Annotated in this window: 15 protein-coding genes; 11 read left to right on the top strand and 4 right to left on the bottom strand. The window is 53.8% G+C overall.

The window, feature by feature from the left end; genetic code table 11:
- Positions 1-116 precede the first annotated feature (116 nt).
- Positions 117-767 (bottom strand): GntR family transcriptional regulator, encoded by a 651-nt coding sequence (locus Q1A43_RS07380; protein ID WP_299933837.1) that lies wholly within the window; start codon positions 765-767, stop codon positions 117-119.
- Between the two features lie 123 nt (positions 768-890).
- On the opposite strand from Q1A43_RS07380, the gene Q1A43_RS07375 reads away from it, so the two are divergent.
- Both Q1A43_RS07375 and Q1A43_RS07370 read left to right on the top strand, forming a co-directional pair.
- Positions 891-2132, top strand: coding sequence for a malonyl-CoA decarboxylase (locus Q1A43_RS07375; RefSeq protein ID WP_299933835.1), 1242 nt, complete (start codon positions 891-893; stop codon positions 2130-2132).
- Positions 2133-2141: 9 nt separating this feature from the next.
- The gene (locus Q1A43_RS07370) at positions 2142-3656 is read left to right on the top strand and encodes a malonyl-CoA synthase (RefSeq protein ID WP_299933833.1); all 1515 of its coding nucleotides are present in this window, start codon (positions 2142-2144) and stop codon (positions 3654-3656) included.
- A gap of 322 nt (positions 3657-3978) precedes the next feature.
- Here Q1A43_RS07370 and Q1A43_RS07365 read toward each other — a convergent pair whose 3' ends face one another.
- Complete coding sequence (locus tag Q1A43_RS07365; RefSeq protein WP_299921660.1) at positions 3979-4647, bottom strand: GntR family transcriptional regulator; 669 nt, start codon at positions 4645-4647, stop codon at positions 3979-3981.
- 18 nt (positions 4648-4665) lie between these two features.
- The gene (locus Q1A43_RS07360; RefSeq protein ID WP_299921659.1) at positions 4666-5052 is read right to left on the bottom strand and encodes a YciI family protein; all 387 of its coding nucleotides are present in this window, start codon (positions 5050-5052) and stop codon (positions 4666-4668) included.
- 93 nt (positions 5053-5145) lie between these two features.
- Between Q1A43_RS07360 and Q1A43_RS07355 the strand changes: the two genes are divergently transcribed.
- From Q1A43_RS07355 to Q1A43_RS07320, 8 genes are all read left to right on the top strand, one after another.
- Entirely contained in the window at positions 5146-6027 is an 882-nt protein-coding gene (locus Q1A43_RS07355; RefSeq protein ID WP_299921658.1) for a fumarylacetoacetate hydrolase family protein, read from the top strand.
- A complete protein-coding gene (locus Q1A43_RS07350) occupies positions 6024-6689 on the top strand; it encodes a malonic semialdehyde reductase (protein ID WP_299933831.1) in 666 nt (221 codons plus the stop codon). The genes Q1A43_RS07355 and Q1A43_RS07350 overlap by 4 nt, the downstream gene beginning before the upstream one ends.
- Before the next feature lie 22 nt (positions 6690-6711).
- The gene (locus Q1A43_RS07345; protein WP_299933829.1) at positions 6712-7161 is read left to right on the top strand and encodes an OsmC family protein; all 450 of its coding nucleotides are present in this window, start codon (positions 6712-6714) and stop codon (positions 7159-7161) included.
- Between the two features lie 35 nt (positions 7162-7196).
- Positions 7197-8267, top strand: a complete 1071-nt coding sequence (locus Q1A43_RS07340) for a C4-dicarboxylate TRAP transporter substrate-binding protein (RefSeq protein WP_299933827.1) — start codon at positions 7197-7199, stop codon at positions 8265-8267.
- A 25-nt stretch (positions 8268-8292) separates the two neighbouring features.
- Complete coding sequence (locus Q1A43_RS07335; protein WP_299933825.1) at positions 8293-8844, top strand: TRAP transporter small permease subunit; 552 nt, start codon at positions 8293-8295, stop codon at positions 8842-8844.
- Complete coding sequence (locus tag Q1A43_RS07330) at positions 8841-10148, top strand: TRAP transporter large permease subunit (RefSeq protein WP_299921653.1); 1308 nt, start codon at positions 8841-8843, stop codon at positions 10146-10148. The genes Q1A43_RS07335 and Q1A43_RS07330 overlap by 4 nt, the downstream gene beginning before the upstream one ends.
- An 11-nt stretch (positions 10149-10159) precedes the next feature.
- The gene (locus tag Q1A43_RS07325; protein ID WP_299933823.1) at positions 10160-11035 is read left to right on the top strand and encodes a dioxygenase; all 876 of its coding nucleotides are present in this window, start codon (positions 10160-10162) and stop codon (positions 11033-11035) included.
- 686 nt (positions 11036-11721) lie between these two features.
- On the top strand, positions 11722-12411 hold the full coding sequence (locus tag Q1A43_RS07320; protein ID WP_299933821.1) for a DUF2092 domain-containing protein: 690 nt from the start codon (positions 11722-11724) through the stop codon (positions 12409-12411).
- A 559-nt stretch (positions 12412-12970) separates the two neighbouring features.
- Here Q1A43_RS07320 and Q1A43_RS07315 read toward each other — a convergent pair.
- On the bottom strand, positions 12971-13708 hold the full coding sequence (locus tag Q1A43_RS07315) for an endonuclease/exonuclease/phosphatase family protein (RefSeq protein WP_299921649.1): 738 nt from the start codon (positions 13706-13708) through the stop codon (positions 12971-12973).
- Positions 13709-13902: 194 nt separating this feature from the next.
- On the opposite strand from Q1A43_RS07315, the gene Q1A43_RS07310 reads away from it, so the two are divergent.
- A complete protein-coding gene (locus tag Q1A43_RS07310) occupies positions 13903-15417 on the top strand; it encodes a DUF4384 domain-containing protein (RefSeq protein WP_299933819.1) in 1515 nt (504 codons plus the stop codon).
- The last annotated feature ends 124 nt before the right edge of the window (positions 15418-15541 follow it).

The following is a 15541-nucleotide window of genomic DNA, read 5'->3' as shown; positions in this document are numbered from 1 at the left end:
TGAATCCTCGGTTCCTTTGTTGCCATTTCTCGTGCCATTCATGGCAAATTCTGCTCGAAAGAAACCGTTCCTAGTCCGCGACAAAACCATAAAATCCCAGGTCGTGCGCCTGTGTTCTATTTGCTATTTAGGTTGGCCATCAACTGATGGAATTTTTCACCTTGGACCGCGACGTGATCCCGCAGGGCCTGTTCGGCCGCGCGCCCATCACCGCGTTCAAGCGCAGCAACAATGGCAACATGTTCCGCCATTGATTGATCCATCCGACCACGAAACCGCAGCTGCTCTTTGCGGTACGGTTTCAAACGATTTTGCAACTGTGCCGCATGTTTGGCCAAAAATCCATTGGCCGCGCCGCGATAGATCGCTTGGTGAAAGGCTTCGTTCTGAGCATAGTACCGATCAAAATCCTGAACCTCGATGGCCTCTTGGCACTTGGAATTGGCCTCACGCAATTGTGCCAATCCGGTGTCGGTGATCCGAGATGCCGCCAACCGCGCACAAGCGGCCTCCAACTCGGCCATTGTCTCAAACATTTCCATGAGTTCAACGGGCCCCGGCAGACGTACAAACACACCGCGTCGCGGGATTTGTTCGGCCAAACCAGTCCCAACAAGCTCTTGCAGCGCCTCGCGGATCGGCGTTCGGGACACTTCAAATTGCTCCGCAAGCCGAACTTCGTCCAGCTTGTCACCATCTTCATATCGCCCTGAAAAAACCTGTTGCTGCAGGGCTTCGGCTATTTGCGTTGCGCGTCGAGATTCCATGCTGGGCATCTAACACTGCGCCTTTTCAAAATGCAATGACCGCTATATTGTATACAATATCATTGATTGTGAATGCAAAGCCTGTCACACACACATCAGACTTTCTGCAAAAGGGACCACGACATGAGTCTATTTGGAGATTTGATCTCGACCGTGTTTGAACGCCGGTATCGGGGGGCGTTGCCCAGTTTGACGGATGACCGGCCTACACATGAGCTTGCAATTGATTTGCTGGGCAATCATGGCGAGGTGTCCGGTGGGTCCTTGGCCACTCTGATTTTGAACAGATATGCCGCCATGGATGGCGATGAAAAACGAAAGTTTTTTGAATTCATGACTCATGAGTTGGAAATAGACCCCGCTCAAGTCACGGAGACCTTGGCTACCTATCAGGCCACTCCGTCAAAAGACAGTTATCGGGCCTTTGCCACCGCTTGCGAACCCAAGCGACAAGAATTGGCACGGCGTCTTAACCAAGTACCGGGTGCGACTGGAAAATTGGTTGGCCTGCGCAAAGACCTTCTTGGCTTCATTCACGAACATCCCAATCTTGCCCCTTTGGATGTCGATCTTAAACATCTGTTTTCATCGTGGTTTAATCGTGGGTTTCTGGTGCTGCGGCCTATCAACTGGTCCAGCCCGGCTGAGATTCTCGAAAAGATTATTGCCTATGAAGCTGTGCATGCCATCGACAGCTGGGACGATCTACGGCGAAGGCTTCAGCCCTCGGATCGACGCTGTTTTGGATTTTTTCACCCTGCCATGGCCGACGAACCGTTGATTTTTGTAGAGGTCGCGCTGACCCGCGGTGTCCCCAATTCCATCCAAGACCTCTTGGCTGATGGCCGCGATGCGATTGAGGCAGATGATGCCGATACCGCCGTTTTCTATTCGATCTCAAATTGTCAGGCTGGATTGGCTGGCATTTCCTTTGGCAATTCCTTGATCAAACAAGTCGCCGCGGACTTGGCCCAAGATCTTCCAAACCTACGTAATTTCGTGACACTCTCACCAATCCCCGGCCTGAACCGGTGGCTCGACAAAACCGGACAATCGCAGCCCAACTCGGCGGACGACGAACAAGCCAAGGCCGCGCAATACTTGCTAGAAGCGAAGCGTGCAGATGGATTGCCGCTTGATCCTGTTGCTCGGTTTCATCTGGGCAATGGCGCGCAAATCCATGCCGTCCACGCCCGCGCCGACACCTCTGAAAATGGCATGAGCCAATCGAACGGCGCGATGGTCAACTATCTGTATGACCTCAAGAAAATCGCTCGAAACCACGAACGTTTTGCCACCGAGCAAACCGTCACAGCCTCCTCTGAGGTGCGGACGCTGAGCGCTGGTGCTAAATCCGGAAATTAGGAGACCACGATGACCAATCCGCTTTATGACACTTTGTTCGGGTGCCACACCGGCAAAACATCCGTGTTTCTGACGTTGCCAGACGGGCAAACCATCACCTATGCGGCCTTTCTTGAAACCGCTGCCCGCTACGCCACGTTGCTAACCCAGCTTGGTCTGGAACCCGGGGACCGGTTGGCGGTTCAGATCGCAAAGTCACCGCAGGCTCTGGCGATATACGCCGCTTGTGCGCAAGCGGGTATTGTTTTTCTACCGCTCAACACCGCTTACACAGCCGATGAAGTTCGGTATTTCGTTGAAAACAGCGGGGCGCGGGTTGTGGTATGCGATAGTGACAACGCCCCTGCCCTAAAGGACATGGCGGATGCCTGTGGCGCGCAGCTGGAAACACTTAACGCTGACGGTTCTGGGAGTTTCCATAGCAAATCGCACCCCTTGGCCAGCAGCTTTGTAACTGTCGAGCGCAGCGAGGATGATCTTGCTGCGTTCTTATATACATCTGGCACAACCGGTCGTTCCAAAGGGGCAATGTTGACCCAAGGCAACCTGCTGTCGAATGCGCGGGTGCTTGTCGACCAATGGCAGTTTAGCAAAGACGACGTGCTGCTTCATGCATTGCCGATCTTTCACACTCATGGGCTTTTTGTTGCGTCCAACGTGACACTTATGGCCGGCAGTCAGATGATTTTCCTACCCAAATTCGATCTGGACCAAATTATTGCCCAACTGCCCAATGCCACAACGATGATGGGTGTTCCGACCTTTTATACGCGACTGTTGTCTGACCCTCGGTTCGACAAAACCCTGACCCAGCATATGCGCCTGTTTGTTTCGGGGAGCGCTCCGCTTTTGGCAGATACCCATGTTCAGTTTCAGGAACGCACAGGCCACCGAATTCTGGAACGCTATGGCATGACTGAAACCAATATGAACACGTCCAACCCCTATTCAGGGGACCGGCGCGCCGGAACGGTGGGTCTTCCGCTTCCCGGCACCGAAGTCAAAGTCACCGATAGCGCCACAGGAAAAACATTGCCCCAAGGTGAGATCGGAGAGATCGAAGTGCGCGGCCCCAACGTGTTCCAAGGCTATTGGCAAATGCCCGAAAAAACCGCCGAAGAGCTTCGCTCTGATGGGTTTTTCATCACCGGCGATTTGGGCTGTTTTGACGCCGATGGCTATCTGTCAATTGTCGGTCGGAACAAAGATCTGATCATTTCGGGCGGCTATAACATCTATCCAAAGGAGATCGAGTTGGTGTTGGATGACCAGCCTGGTGTGCTCGAAAGCGCCGTTATTGGCGTACCACATCCTGATTTTGGTGAAACGGTGGTTGGCGTGCTTGTGGCTGATGGCTCTCAGGAGCTTGATCTAGACGCGATCAAAGCCAGTGTTGCCACCACCCTTGCACGTTTCAAGCACCCTCAACGCCTTATTGTTCTGCCTGAACTTCCGCGTAACACCATGGGAAAGGTTCAGAAAAAAGCACTTCGAGATACTTACTCTGGGCTTTTTACGACCTAAAAGAACATCGGCTAAATCGTTGATTTTGAATTGGTTCTACGCATTGAAACACCGCGATGTCTCTGGCGACGTGGTGTTTTCGGTATCGCTTTTGCCATGCATTTGGCGTTGTCGCCAGTTACTCACAAAAATGAAAAAACTGCGTAGATGGATTTGATCGTCTACGCAATAAGCCTGTTTGGCATCTTTGCTGGCCCTGTGAGCCGTAAAAACAACTTACGCAATCCCCCCCTCGGGTAGGAGCAACGCCGTGAGTGTCGCTTGCCATTTTGAACGTCGGAAATGTCATCCCAACCGCCCATTTATCGCATCTCCTTTGGGGTCAAATGTCTTTGAGCTGCGCGTTCAAGTAATCGCCCGTCAGGCGGTAATGAGTGATCAAGCGTTCCGCCGCCAGGGCCGCGTCACGTTGGATGGCCGCCGACATGATGTCTTCGTGTTCTGCGGGAATATTGCGGCTTTGGTATGAATCACTTCCAGCCGCGAGATATCGATACCGGATATTGAGGTCGTACAACTGACTACAATACTTAAGGAGCATCGGTGACCCGCAATTGTCGAGCAACGCCATGTGAAAGGCTTTGTGCGTATCCTCAAAGGTCCCATCACCGTTGTCCGCCGCCTTCTTCATCCGGTGATGGCACAAAACCAAAGCCTCTTCCCAATCGGAATCAGCATTGTCGACCGATTGTCGAACAGCCATATCTTCGAGCGCACAGCGCAACATCAGAATTTCGGCAAAATTCGCCTGACTGGCAGGGGCGGCCCGAAACCCGCGCTGATCGATCCGTTCGACCAACATATCAGATGTTAACAAGCTCAATGCCTCACGCACCGGAGAGGCCCCTGTTTCCAGCAACGTGCGAAGCTTTTCGATCTTAAGCTTTTCTCCAGCTGGGAGTTTCCCAGTCAAGATCATTTCCCGGATCGACAAATACGCGCTCCGCGTCGCGGAGGTTTCTTTTTGACCCCTGTCATCAATAATATTCATAGAACCGAGTTCCCGGGTTTATCTGAAGTCAACCGACTTGGTGGACAATCCAACTGAGACGGACAAGGAGCCTTCGTTAATCAGCCAGCGTCTTAGCGTATAGCTGCGCGCTCCGCTAGCATGCATCGGGTCTGATTCGGCCAGAGTTTGGGCGTGTTCAAGGCTTTCAGCCCGGTAAACGATCATACCGACCCCCTCCATGGATGCCCCAGTTTCATCCGACATTGGCCCCGCAAACGCCAGTTGGCCCAGACCTTCCAACTTGGCTTGATACGCCAAATGCTCGGGCAAATTTGCCTTAATTTCCTGCGGAGACTGAGCCGGCGAGCTTAGCGCCACATATAGCTCCAACGCCAATGCGCCCCGGGCTTTTGCCTCCGATTTATAGTCGGTCCAAGCAACCATGGATTTTCCCTTCAAAGTTTAAAATATCGATATTTGTTGACAAACGAGATTATAGTAGTCAATTTTTTTGTCAAACGAACAAGGAATCTGAACATGAAATACCTGGTGGGCGAGACAGACAGCGGCACAGCCGTCTTTGCGATCGACGGCAATGACGCGGTGAACTTGTCAGATCTAGACAACAAAGTTGGCCCGGATTTGATGGGGTTGATCGAAAGCCCCGAGCTACAGAAATCTCTTTCTGGGGTGTTGGCCAGCGCGCCAAAAGTGCCGGTAGACTCGATTACACCTGCCCTGCCCGTGGCAAAGCCGGGAACGATCATCTGCCTTGGTCTAAACTATGTCGACCACATCAAGGAAGGTGGTTACGAGATACCAGAATATCCAGCCTTGTTCATGCGCGGCAAGAATTCGATCATGCCCGCGGGGGCCCCGATGGTCCGTCCGACCGTGTCGGAAAAGCTTGATTATGAAGTCGAACTGATGGTGATTGTCGGTAAAGGCGGCCGCCATATCAAAGAAGAAGACGCGCTTGACCATGTCTTTGCCTACACCGTTTTGAACGACGGCTCAGTGCGTGACTATCAGCGCAAAACGCATCAATGGACGCCGGGCAAGAATTTCGACAACACCGGTGCCATTGGCCCGTTTGCCGTCACACCCGATGAATTGCCCGTAGGCGCAGTTGGGCTTAAAATCGAGTCGCGTGTTGGGGATGAAATTCTGCAAAGCGCCAATACCGATGACATGATGTGGTCGGTTGCCAAAACCATCGCGCTGATTTCGGTCTACACCACGTTGGAACCCGGTGACTATATTGCCATGGGCACACCTCCGGGTGTTGGGCATGCCAAAACCCCGCCACGGTGGTTGCGCCCCGGTGAAACCGTCGAAGCCGAAGTCGAAGGCATTGGCATTTGCAAGAGCCCAATTGTCGACGAAGATGATTTCAACGCATCGGTGGCCGCAGGATGAGCGCGCCAACAGGACAAGAGTTGGCCGAGCTACGCGCAAAGGCACAATCGGATGTGCGTGCGCTTCGAGATCGGGTCGACCACTTGGGTAAAGACGCCATTGATCTTATTTTGCGCCAAGCCCGGTCTCATTACGCATGGACTGACAAGCCCGTCGAAGATGAGGTGATCCAGCAGCTTTATGAAATCACCGCCGGCGGCCCAACAAGCATGAACACCTGCCCGGCCCGTTTTGTCTTTGTCCGCTCTCAAGAGGGCAAGGAACGGTTGGCCAAGGCCCTCAAGCCAGCCAACGTTCCCAAGGTTATGGGGGCACCGGTCTGTACCATTATCGCCCATGACCTCGACTTTTGGACCGAGCTGCCATTTTTGTTCCCACACGAAGATCGCCGCCCGCATTTCGAAGGCAAAGCCGAGCACGCGGAAACAACGGCCTTTCGCAATGGCACCTTGCAAGGCGGATACTTTATGATCGCCGCGCGGGCGCTTGGCTTGGATGTCGGGCCGATATCTGGGTTTTCTAACGCGATTGTCGACGAAGAGTTCTTTGCCGGCACCAGCCTGCGCTCCAACTTTCTATGCAACATTGGCTATGCAGACGAGACAGCTTTGTTCCAAAAACTGCCGCGTTTTGCATTTGACCAAGTGTGTAGCTTTGCCTGAGGGGGCCAAAATGGCTGTGAAAATGAAAACTGTCGTAACCTATCGCGCCAAGGCCGAGTGCCCCACACATGCGCGCACGGAAATCGGCATTCGCGATTTGACCTGTATCGTTGACGAGCCTCTGGAACGCGGTGGCACAAACCTAGGGGCGTCGCCGACCGAAACGGCGGTGGCCTCATTGATCGCCTGTACCAACGTGATTGGCCACAAATGCGCCAAACGGTTGGGCATTGATGTTGGGGTTCTGACCATCGACGCACGCGCCAAATTCGATCGGCGTGGTGTTCTCATGGAGGAAGAGATCGACATCCCCTTCCCCGGCATCACCTTGACGGTCACATCGGACGGCCCGGCATCAGAAGCCGACATCGCTTTGGTCGGTGAGGAGACCGCCAAATACTGTGCTATTGCCAAACTGTTTTCGGCAGCGGGAACAGATTTGACCGTCAACTGGGTAAAGGCCGCGACATAACACACTGATAAACGAACATCTAAGGGAGGAAAAAGATGACAATTTGGACAAAAGGGCTTGCCCTCGGGGCAATGCTGGCATGTACAGCGATCCCAGCGATTGCACAGGAAAAAATCTCAGCCGTGGTGATCGACGGCTACCCGGCACGGGCGCTTTGGGTAAAAGAGTTTACGAATTTCTTCATTCCCGAAGTCGACAAACGCCTTGCTGAAACCGGCAACTATGTGATGGATTGGCAAGAAAGCTATGGCGGCTCAATTGTGAAGCCCAAGGGCGTTCTCGAAGGCGTTCAGCTTGGACTGGGTGACATTGGCATCGTCACAACAATTTTCCATTCATCAAAACTGCCGAGCCAAGGCATCGCCGCGGTGACTCCGTTTGTGTCCACCGATGCCCGTGCCGTCGCCAAAGCGGTTGACGAAATCGCCCGTGAATTCCCGGCCATGCAAAACGAATTTGCCAAGCAAAATCAAGTCTATCTGGCCACCGGCGTTGTTTTGGACACCTACCAAGTGTTTTCGACAAAAGAAGTCGCATCGGTCTCTGATCTCGAAGGCTTCAAAATCGCCGGGGCGGGTATGAACCTGCGCTATCTCGAAGGGATTAACGGCGCGGCAGGAGTCCGTGGCGGGCTGACCGACTTCTACAATATGCTTCAGACCGGTCTCGTCGACGCGGCCCAGCTTTGGCCAGAGGCGGCGGCGACCTTCAAAATTTCCGAAGTCGCCCCTTATATGTTGCGCGCAGATTTGGGCGCGGTGAACTCCAAAACCATCACCGTGAATGCCGACTATTGGAAGAAGCTTCCTGCTGAGGTCCAAGAGGTTCTGCAAGCTGTTGCTGTAGACTACCGTGATCACCTGTCAGGCTTGGCAATGGATCGCGCAGCGGCGGCGGCGGATGCCTATGTTGCAGCGGGTGGCACAATTGTTGAGGTCTCAGACGAAGATCGCGCCACTTGGGCAAATGCGATGCCTAACATTGCGCAAGAATGGGCCAAAACTCTCAATGACGCGGGCGAACCCGGTTCCGATATGCTGGCGGCCTATTTGAGCAAACTAGAAGCAGCAGGCCACACCGGCGTGCGCGACTGGACCCAAGAGTAATCAAAGCCAAAGGGAGGTCAGTATCATGTTAAAGACCGCTGTTGCTGGCCTGTCCAAGGTCGCGAATGCCACTGCAATCATTGCCAATGCCGCCGGAACTCTGGTTGTGCTGGGGTTGGTTTTGATCGTGAATTACGATGTTATCGCGCGGGGCGTGTTTAGCGCCCCGTTTCGCGGAGCCTACGAAGTTGTGCAGTTTTCGGTCGTGTTGATCGTTTTCCTGCAACTACCCGACGTGGTGCGCGTTGATCGATTGACGCGCTCGGATGGGTTTCTCAATGTCTTGCATCACCGCAAACCCGGCCTGACCGCAACCTTGCGTCGGATCATCAATGCCATCTCGGCGATCTTTATGGGTTTAATCGCCTATGCGGTCTATCCGGATTTCATCGAGATGTATCACACCAAAGATTACTTTGGCGTCCCAGGTATCTTCACCGCCCCTTGGTGGCCGATCAAATTGGTCATCACAGCAAGCGCGGCGTTGTGCTGTCTGATGTTCGTTATCAAAGTCATCACCGCCCAGGATCGCCCTCAGCTCATCCGAGCTCCAGAACATGACGAGCCCACTACATGACTCCCATTGAAATAGGCCTGATTTCGGTCATCGCCATCGTCTTTTTGATCTATGCGGGTGTCTACATCCCCATTGCTCTGGGTACGGTGTCCTTTGTCTCCATCTGGTTGATGCGCGACAACTTCACTTTGGCCCTTAACCTGCTCAAAATCGCCGTTGGCGACAGCGCGATGGAATACAGTTTCGCCACCATCCCGTTGTTTACCTTTATGGGGCTCATAGTCTCAAAGGCGGGGTTAGGACGCGACATCTACGAAGTCATGACCATGCGCTTTCGCAAGGTCAAAGGCGGGATCGGCATGGCCACGGTTGGGGCCAACGCTGTGTTCGCTGCGGTGACCGGATCGTCGATTGCCTCCGCCTCGGTTTTCACCAAGGTTTCTGTCCCGCAGATGATCGCCCAAGACTACAACCCACGCTTTGCAGTAGGTGTTGTGGCAGGAAGCTCGGTCCTTGGTATGATCATTCCACCCTCGGCGATGTTGATCATCTACTCGTTTGTGGCCGAACAATCGGTTGGTGACATGTTCCTGGCCGGTGTCGTACCCGGCATAATGCTGGCTATCGCCTATGTCGCCGCAATCTGGTTCATGGGGCGCTTTACCCCCGGGTTTGTGGGTGGCCGCCCCGCCGAAGATTACGAACTGATGTCTGGCCGTGAAATCGCCTCCAAGACACTGCCAACCCTTGGACTAATCACCGTGGTTTTGGGCGGTATCTATACCGGTTGGCTAACCGCCGTCGAAGCCGGGGCCACGGGCGCGCTGGTTGCTCTATTGATCGCCCTTATCCGCCGGTCCATGTCGCTCAAAGGGTTTTGGGAGGCATTGCTAGAAACCGGTCACATCACGGCGGCGATCCTGTTCCTGATTACGGCCGCCTCGATCTATAGCCGGATGCTCGGCCTTGCCGGTCTCCCAAATCAGCTTCAGGACATGTTGGCCGGAAACCAATCATCTTTCGTCATGATCATGATCATCTATGTCGTCATGATGCTCTTCCTCGGCACGTTACTCGATACGGCCTCGATCATTCTGATTGTTGTGCCGCTGTTCCTGCCGTTGGTCGAGGCCATGGACCTGTCGCTGATCTGGTTTGGCATCATCACCGTTGTCGGTGCTGAAATTGGTCTTTTGACCCCACCGCTTGGCATTTCCTGCTTTGTTATCAAATCCACACTGAACGATGATCGGATCTCGCTCAAAGACGTGTTTATGGGTGCCCTGCCTTTTGCCTTTGTCATGTTGATCATCCTGATCATCTTGATCCGCTTTCCCGCTCTAAGCCTTGCAATTCTGAACTAGGAGACGTTGCCATGCGCGATGTTACAGTTGACAATATAACCGACGTGTTCACCGGCTACTTTGGCAAAGACACTGACCCCCGCACCCGTGAAATTATGATCTCATTGGCTCAACACCTGCATGATTTCACCCGCGAGGTGAACCTAACCCATGATGAATGGCGCAAGGGGCTGTCGATGCTGGAACATGCCGGGCGGATCACCACGCCAGAGCGCAACGAATTTGTGCTTTTCTCAGATGTGCTTGGCCTGTCGTCTTTGGTTGACATGATGCATAGCAAACCTGACGCGACAAGCTCTTCAGTGCTTGGGCCATTCCATGTGTCTAACCCGCCGCCTCTGGCGATTGGCGGCGATATGAAACGTGACTTCGAAGGCCCGGTGTTGTTGGTCGAAGGACAAGTGCGCGACACCGATGGCAATGCCATCCCCGGAGCGCAAATCGACATCTGGCAAACCGCGCCAAATGGCATGTATTCCAGCCAAGACCCGGATCAGGATATCCATTCCTTCCACGGTTTGATGACCGCCGATGACAATGGTGAGTTCTGTTTCACCACGGTGCGCCCGGTAAGCTACACGGTTCCCTCCGATGGTCCGGTTGGTGAGCTTTTGGAGGCCGCCGGTCGCCACCCATGGCGCCCGTCTCACCTTCACTACATTGCCACAGCACCGGGGTTCCGGTCGCTGGTGACAGAGGTGTTCCCCGATGATGATCCCTATCTCGACGAAGACACGGTTTTCGGAGTGCGCAAAGATTTGGTGATGACCTACCACACCCGCCCTGCCACCGAATTCCCCGATGGCTTGGCCCTATCCGGGAGCGTGATTGAGCCATTTCTATACGTTAAGTTCGATCTGATCCTGTCCATTGACGACGATACGTAAAATGAAGCGCTCTTGAAGCTGCACAAAAAAAGGCGTGCTCCTATCCATCCGGGGCACGCCTTTTTTAGTTTGCCAGAACCTAGCCCCCAGCCAATCAAGCAGACTAAAACCCTTTGTTGTGCGCAACCGGTTGGCAATCACCTTGTCCTCCGCTCTGGCGTCAAGATAGCAATGCGTGTGGAGCGGATATTCCCTGACCAAACGGTTTCCAACCAACGCGTTTGACGGATCATTTCGCAGTACCAACGCCACCGACGCGCCGACGGAGAGCAGCCTGTAATAGCACTGCTAAATCCAAACCCTCACCGCCATTTACACTCGCTATGCGGCACTTGGCATGCCGATCACAGAGCGCGTTGGCTAAGCCCGTGTACAAAAGCGAACAATTTCCTTTGGGCAATTTGTCATCAATACTGATCCCAGAATGACACCCGGCCGACTCCCTTTACGAAATCCGTCAAACCAAAGGCTCCGGTTTCGTTGGCATCGTCCCGCCCACCTTAGCCAGGGAAGATAATAAACCTGTTTTATCCCCCAAGAACCACTACCCTGCGTTTAAACAAGCCGGAGCGATATCAATGCGAAATAACAATTTCAACATTTCTCAATGGACACCGCGAGGACTGGCTACCGCTACAATTTTGAGCTGTTCCGTGGTCACGGCATCTGCCGACGGGCACGAACCAATGATCGACAAGGACGCCAGCAAGGTTCTGTCCGATATGTCTGCTTATCTGACTGAACTCTCTGGTTTTTCAGTCGATTTTGATGCCAGCACCGACGTCATCACCCAAAACGGCCAGAAACTGAAACTTGCCAAATCAGGGAGCATTGCTGTCAATCGCCCCGGACAATTTCGCGTCTCTAATCACGGGGCGTTGGCCGATCTGGAGTTTTTCTTGGACAATGGGCAGCTCACGTTGTTTGGAACGCGGGTGAATGGATATGTGCAATTGCCCGCCACAACCACTGATGATGGCGTGGCCGTTGTGAGGGACACGATCGGGTTTGATGTTCCAGGCGCGGATCTTCTCACAAATACGCCGATGGATGCCAAAGACAGTGACGTCTTGTCAGGTGTCCATGTCGGAATGACCACACTTGGCGGCGACCCTGTGCATCATCTCGCGTTTCGTGGCTTAGACGTCGATTGGCAACTTTGGGTCAAGGATGGCGATGCTCCCCTGCCCGTCCATTATGTCATCACCAGCAAACTGTTGGCCGGGGCCCCGGAGTATTCCATCCTGCTGTCGAATTGGAACACCGAACCGATGTTTGATGCGGCAACTTTTGCGTTTTCACCGCCAGATGGGGCGACAAAACTGACCACGGTCGCAATTGATGCGGCGGGCAATATCAGCGACACGTCGGAGTAGTAGCCATGAAGATAGCAAAGAAAACAGCATTGGTTGCGGCCCTGGTAACGGCGTTCACATTTGAGTTTGACCCCATTTCCCTAGCCTCGGGGCAAGCAGGGCCAAAGCCTGTTTCGGCTGAGATCGGCCGTCCTCTGACGCCCGGAAGCATTGCAGGCGTGGCAAGACGCACAAACCGCAGGGCGATGCGCCGCGGCGCATATTACAACTCATTGCCAAGCGCAAAATGCGTACGAGCAACCGTTTATGGATACGCCGTCTGGGATTGCGGCGGGCGCTACTATCAAAGCTCCGGCAACGGATATGTCATCGTCACGTTTTAAGACACGCCACGTAGGAAAATATATATACTGCCATGGTCACGGCTATGGCGGTATTTGCATTGAAACGGCGCAAATTCAGCATGCACCGACTTCAAAACGCGCTCACGCGTGGCTAAATCCGAGGTTCCCTTGGGTGTTGAGAAGGCGCATCAGAAGAAGAACCAACGTTGATATCGATTTCGACAATAGCTGCCAGAGAATCCCGCACTTGGGTCCTGAAAACAACGCAGGTCAGACTAGCCAGTGTCGGTTCCATCCAAGCGCCGCCGCTTTGGTAGACGAACATCGGTCCAAATTGGCAAGTGGTCGGAGGCGATTTTGGCGCGTTTGCTTTGATCAACACCAGCATCCAACATTTCCAACCGTGTGCTAAGAGCAAAGCGGTCAAGCCCGGCCAATGGGCGCGCGCTATGGAAGGATTTCCCCGGGCTGATAACGTCAAAATGATCGGTCAATGGCTCGAGGCCAAGATCGGATGACCATTCATTGAAGTCCCCCATCACCACCGCATCCGGGACGTCTTTGATTTTCAGATGTTCCCTGATTTTGGCCAATTGCGCCCGCCGATACGGGCGCAACAACCCAAGATGCACACCCACAACGGACAATCGATTACCTTCGTCGCCCACATCAACCTGAACCGCTCCACGCGGTTCCAAACCGGGCAGTTCCAGATGGTCAACCCCGTGAATGGTCAAACCTTTGCGCACAAGAACCGCGTTGCCATGCCACCCCAAACTGACATCATTTTTGGCAAGCTCGGCGATTTGAAAATCTGTTGCGTGTTCAATCATGTCCCGTGCGATGGACGATGGCCGGTCACCCAACCGCTTATCAACCTCTTGAAGGGCGATAACATCGGCATCCAACGCGTTGATGACATCAATTATACGCCCCGGATCGCGGCGAAAGTCCAAGCCGACCGATTTTTGGATATTGTAGCTCGCCAGTCTAAGACGCCCGTCTTTGTTCACGATGTCGACCAACTTTGCTGCATCCCCGCGATCAAACCGCGTGATCGCACCGCTGGCAAGTTAGGGAGCAGCGCACGGACTGTCCAGCACTTGCACGGAAACCTCCAATGCGAACGAGGTCCGACAAGGTCACGAAACGGTTCCGTTTTTGGCAAACACATGCTAAAATCAATATATCAACGACAGGAGAGTCGATGACAATGCCCATTTCAAAGCCTTCCTCGAAAACAAAGAACAAAACCGCGTGGTTTGTTGGCACGTTTGTGGGCCTTTTGGGGCTGGGAAACATCGCGCAGGCCGATCCGGTCCAAGACGTCGCCGATGGTTTTACCCATGACTTGGCCCCGCACATTGCACCTTGTACAGCGCCGGCCAAACTTGGCATTTGGCCGATAGATTACAAGACGCAGCCGATAAGCCCCGCTGCTGCACAAACGCTTTATGATACGCTCATGGCGCATCTGATTGCCGGAGCTGGTGATTGTATTGACGTTATGGACGGCGCTGGAATTGGCGTTGTTCTATCCTATTTGCACCAAACCGGCGCGTTGCGAGATGCCGGTGGCAATCCTGTCGCCGCGCTTGAGGCCGCGAACCAAGATGTCGATATCGTTGCCCTGCCACAGCTGACCGTTCGAAGCGGGCGGGTGACTTTGGCGATCAAGGCGGTGCGTCGAGAAACCGGCGAAACTCTTGTCCAAACGCCGGCTGTTTCACTTTCCGATAACATGACAACATCGGCGATGATCGACACGGCCCGCGATCTCGACGTTGCTCTATCTGATGCCGCCAAACAGCTTGCTGCACAGGCCCCCGACCTTAGCCGAATTGTTCCCGCAGGGGTGTTTTACCAAGGGTCGGGGGTGCAGCCCGAATTTGGACGGTATTTTCAAGATCGGCTTGTGTCTGAACTCGTCGACAAAGCTGCAAACCTTTTAACGGGCAAGGCGTTGCAGGTTGTCGCGCCTGAATTTGATCTTAGCCAAACCCTTGGAGAGTCGCTGCGAGCCCGTGATCTCGACCCATTGGCGCGCATTTCGGATCGCGATGGCGCAGACGGGCTTTACCAGATGCGCGGCACCTATTGGGTGTTTGACGACGTGATCGACATTACAATGACGCTTAAAGATACAACCGGGCGCTCCGCCAGCTGGCAAAGCCGTCTGAAACGCGCGGACTTGGGCCCGCTTTCGGTAATGCCCGCCAATCCCGACCTTGGGGACAGATCGGAAACGACCGAAAACTTTGCTGTCTTGATGACCTCTCCCAAGGGCTCGGACCCTGTTTTTCATCCGGGTGAGGAGCTTGTCGCCTATGTTCGTTCTGACCGTCGCGTTTGGCTTTATTGTTTTTATATTGATGCGTTGGGCGACGTGACACAGGTCCTTCCCAATATGTTTCGCAAGGATTTTGCCCAGGGTCACATGCTCACCCCGTTTGTTTTGCACGCCTTGCCCGACCCGCGCAAAGATCCGTTTCGGTTTCGCATCAATGCCGATACCTTGGGTGAGGAACGGCTCAAATGTCTCGCCACCACTCGCAATGTCAGCGACGATCTGCCCGAGGTATTGCGGGGCACAAGCTTTGATCCCATCCCGCAAAGCACCGCGGCCAATATCGATACGATCTTTCAACAGCTGCCCAACACGCAGCTGGCGTCAACAAGCCTAACCATCTCTATCGCGCCCAAAGGCCCTGAAGCCGACTAACAGGCCAAGTTCCGCCGCAAAATTCCGCCCCGAGATCCGGCTTGATTCACCTCAAATCGCAAAAACAAAATATATTGTAAAATGAATACATCGGCACCGTTAGGAGAGTGTTGCTGGTGATGAG

Source organism: uncultured Pelagimonas sp. (assembly GCF_947498515.1).
In the GTDB taxonomy this organism is placed as follows: Bacteria; Pseudomonadota; Alphaproteobacteria; order Rhodobacterales; family Rhodobacteraceae; genus Pelagimonas.
The sequence above is the reverse complement of the archived record's forward strand: the minus strand, read 5'-3'. Positions and strand labels throughout refer to the sequence as shown.

Bases quoted from the DNA above. Each gene is read 5' to 3' on its own strand.
- Q1A43_RS07355 (WP_299921658.1), top strand. From the start codon at position 5,146: ATGAAATACCTGGTGGGCGAGACAGACAGCGGCACAGCCGTCTTTGCG.
- Q1A43_RS07340 (WP_299933827.1), top strand. From the start codon at position 7,197: ATGACAATTTGGACAAAAGGGCTTGCCCTCGGGGCAATGCTGGCATGT.
- Q1A43_RS07380 (WP_299933837.1), bottom strand. From the start codon at position 767: ATGGAATCTCGACGCGCAACGCAAATAGCCGAAGCCCTGCAGCAACAG.
- Q1A43_RS07360 (WP_299921659.1), bottom strand. From the start codon at position 5,052: ATGGTTGCTTGGACCGACTATAAATCGGAGGCAAAAGCCCGGGGCGCA.
- Q1A43_RS07370 (WP_299933833.1), top strand. From the start codon at position 2,142: ATGACCAATCCGCTTTATGACACTTTGTTCGGGTGCCACACCGGCAAA.
- Q1A43_RS07310 (WP_299933819.1), top strand. From the start codon at position 13,903: ATGACAATGCCCATTTCAAAGCCTTCCTCGAAAACAAAGAACAAAACC.
- Q1A43_RS07320 (WP_299933821.1), top strand. From the start codon at position 11,722: ATGATCGACAAGGACGCCAGCAAGGTTCTGTCCGATATGTCTGCTTAT.
- Q1A43_RS07325 (WP_299933823.1), top strand. From the start codon at position 10,160: ATGCGCGATGTTACAGTTGACAATATAACCGACGTGTTCACCGGCTAC.
- Q1A43_RS07330 (WP_299921653.1), top strand. From the start codon at position 8,841: ATGACTCCCATTGAAATAGGCCTGATTTCGGTCATCGCCATCGTCTTT.
- Q1A43_RS07375 (WP_299933835.1), top strand. From the start codon at position 891: ATGAGTCTATTTGGAGATTTGATCTCGACCGTGTTTGAACGCCGGTAT.
- Q1A43_RS07335 (WP_299933825.1), top strand. From the start codon at position 8,293: ATGTTAAAGACCGCTGTTGCTGGCCTGTCCAAGGTCGCGAATGCCACT.
- Q1A43_RS07350 (WP_299933831.1), top strand. From the start codon at position 6,024: ATGAGCGCGCCAACAGGACAAGAGTTGGCCGAGCTACGCGCAAAGGCA.
- Q1A43_RS07365 (WP_299921660.1), bottom strand. From the start codon at position 4,647: ATGAATATTATTGATGACAGGGGTCAAAAAGAAACCTCCGCGACGCGG.
- Q1A43_RS07345 (WP_299933829.1), top strand. From the start codon at position 6,712: ATGAAAACTGTCGTAACCTATCGCGCCAAGGCCGAGTGCCCCACACAT.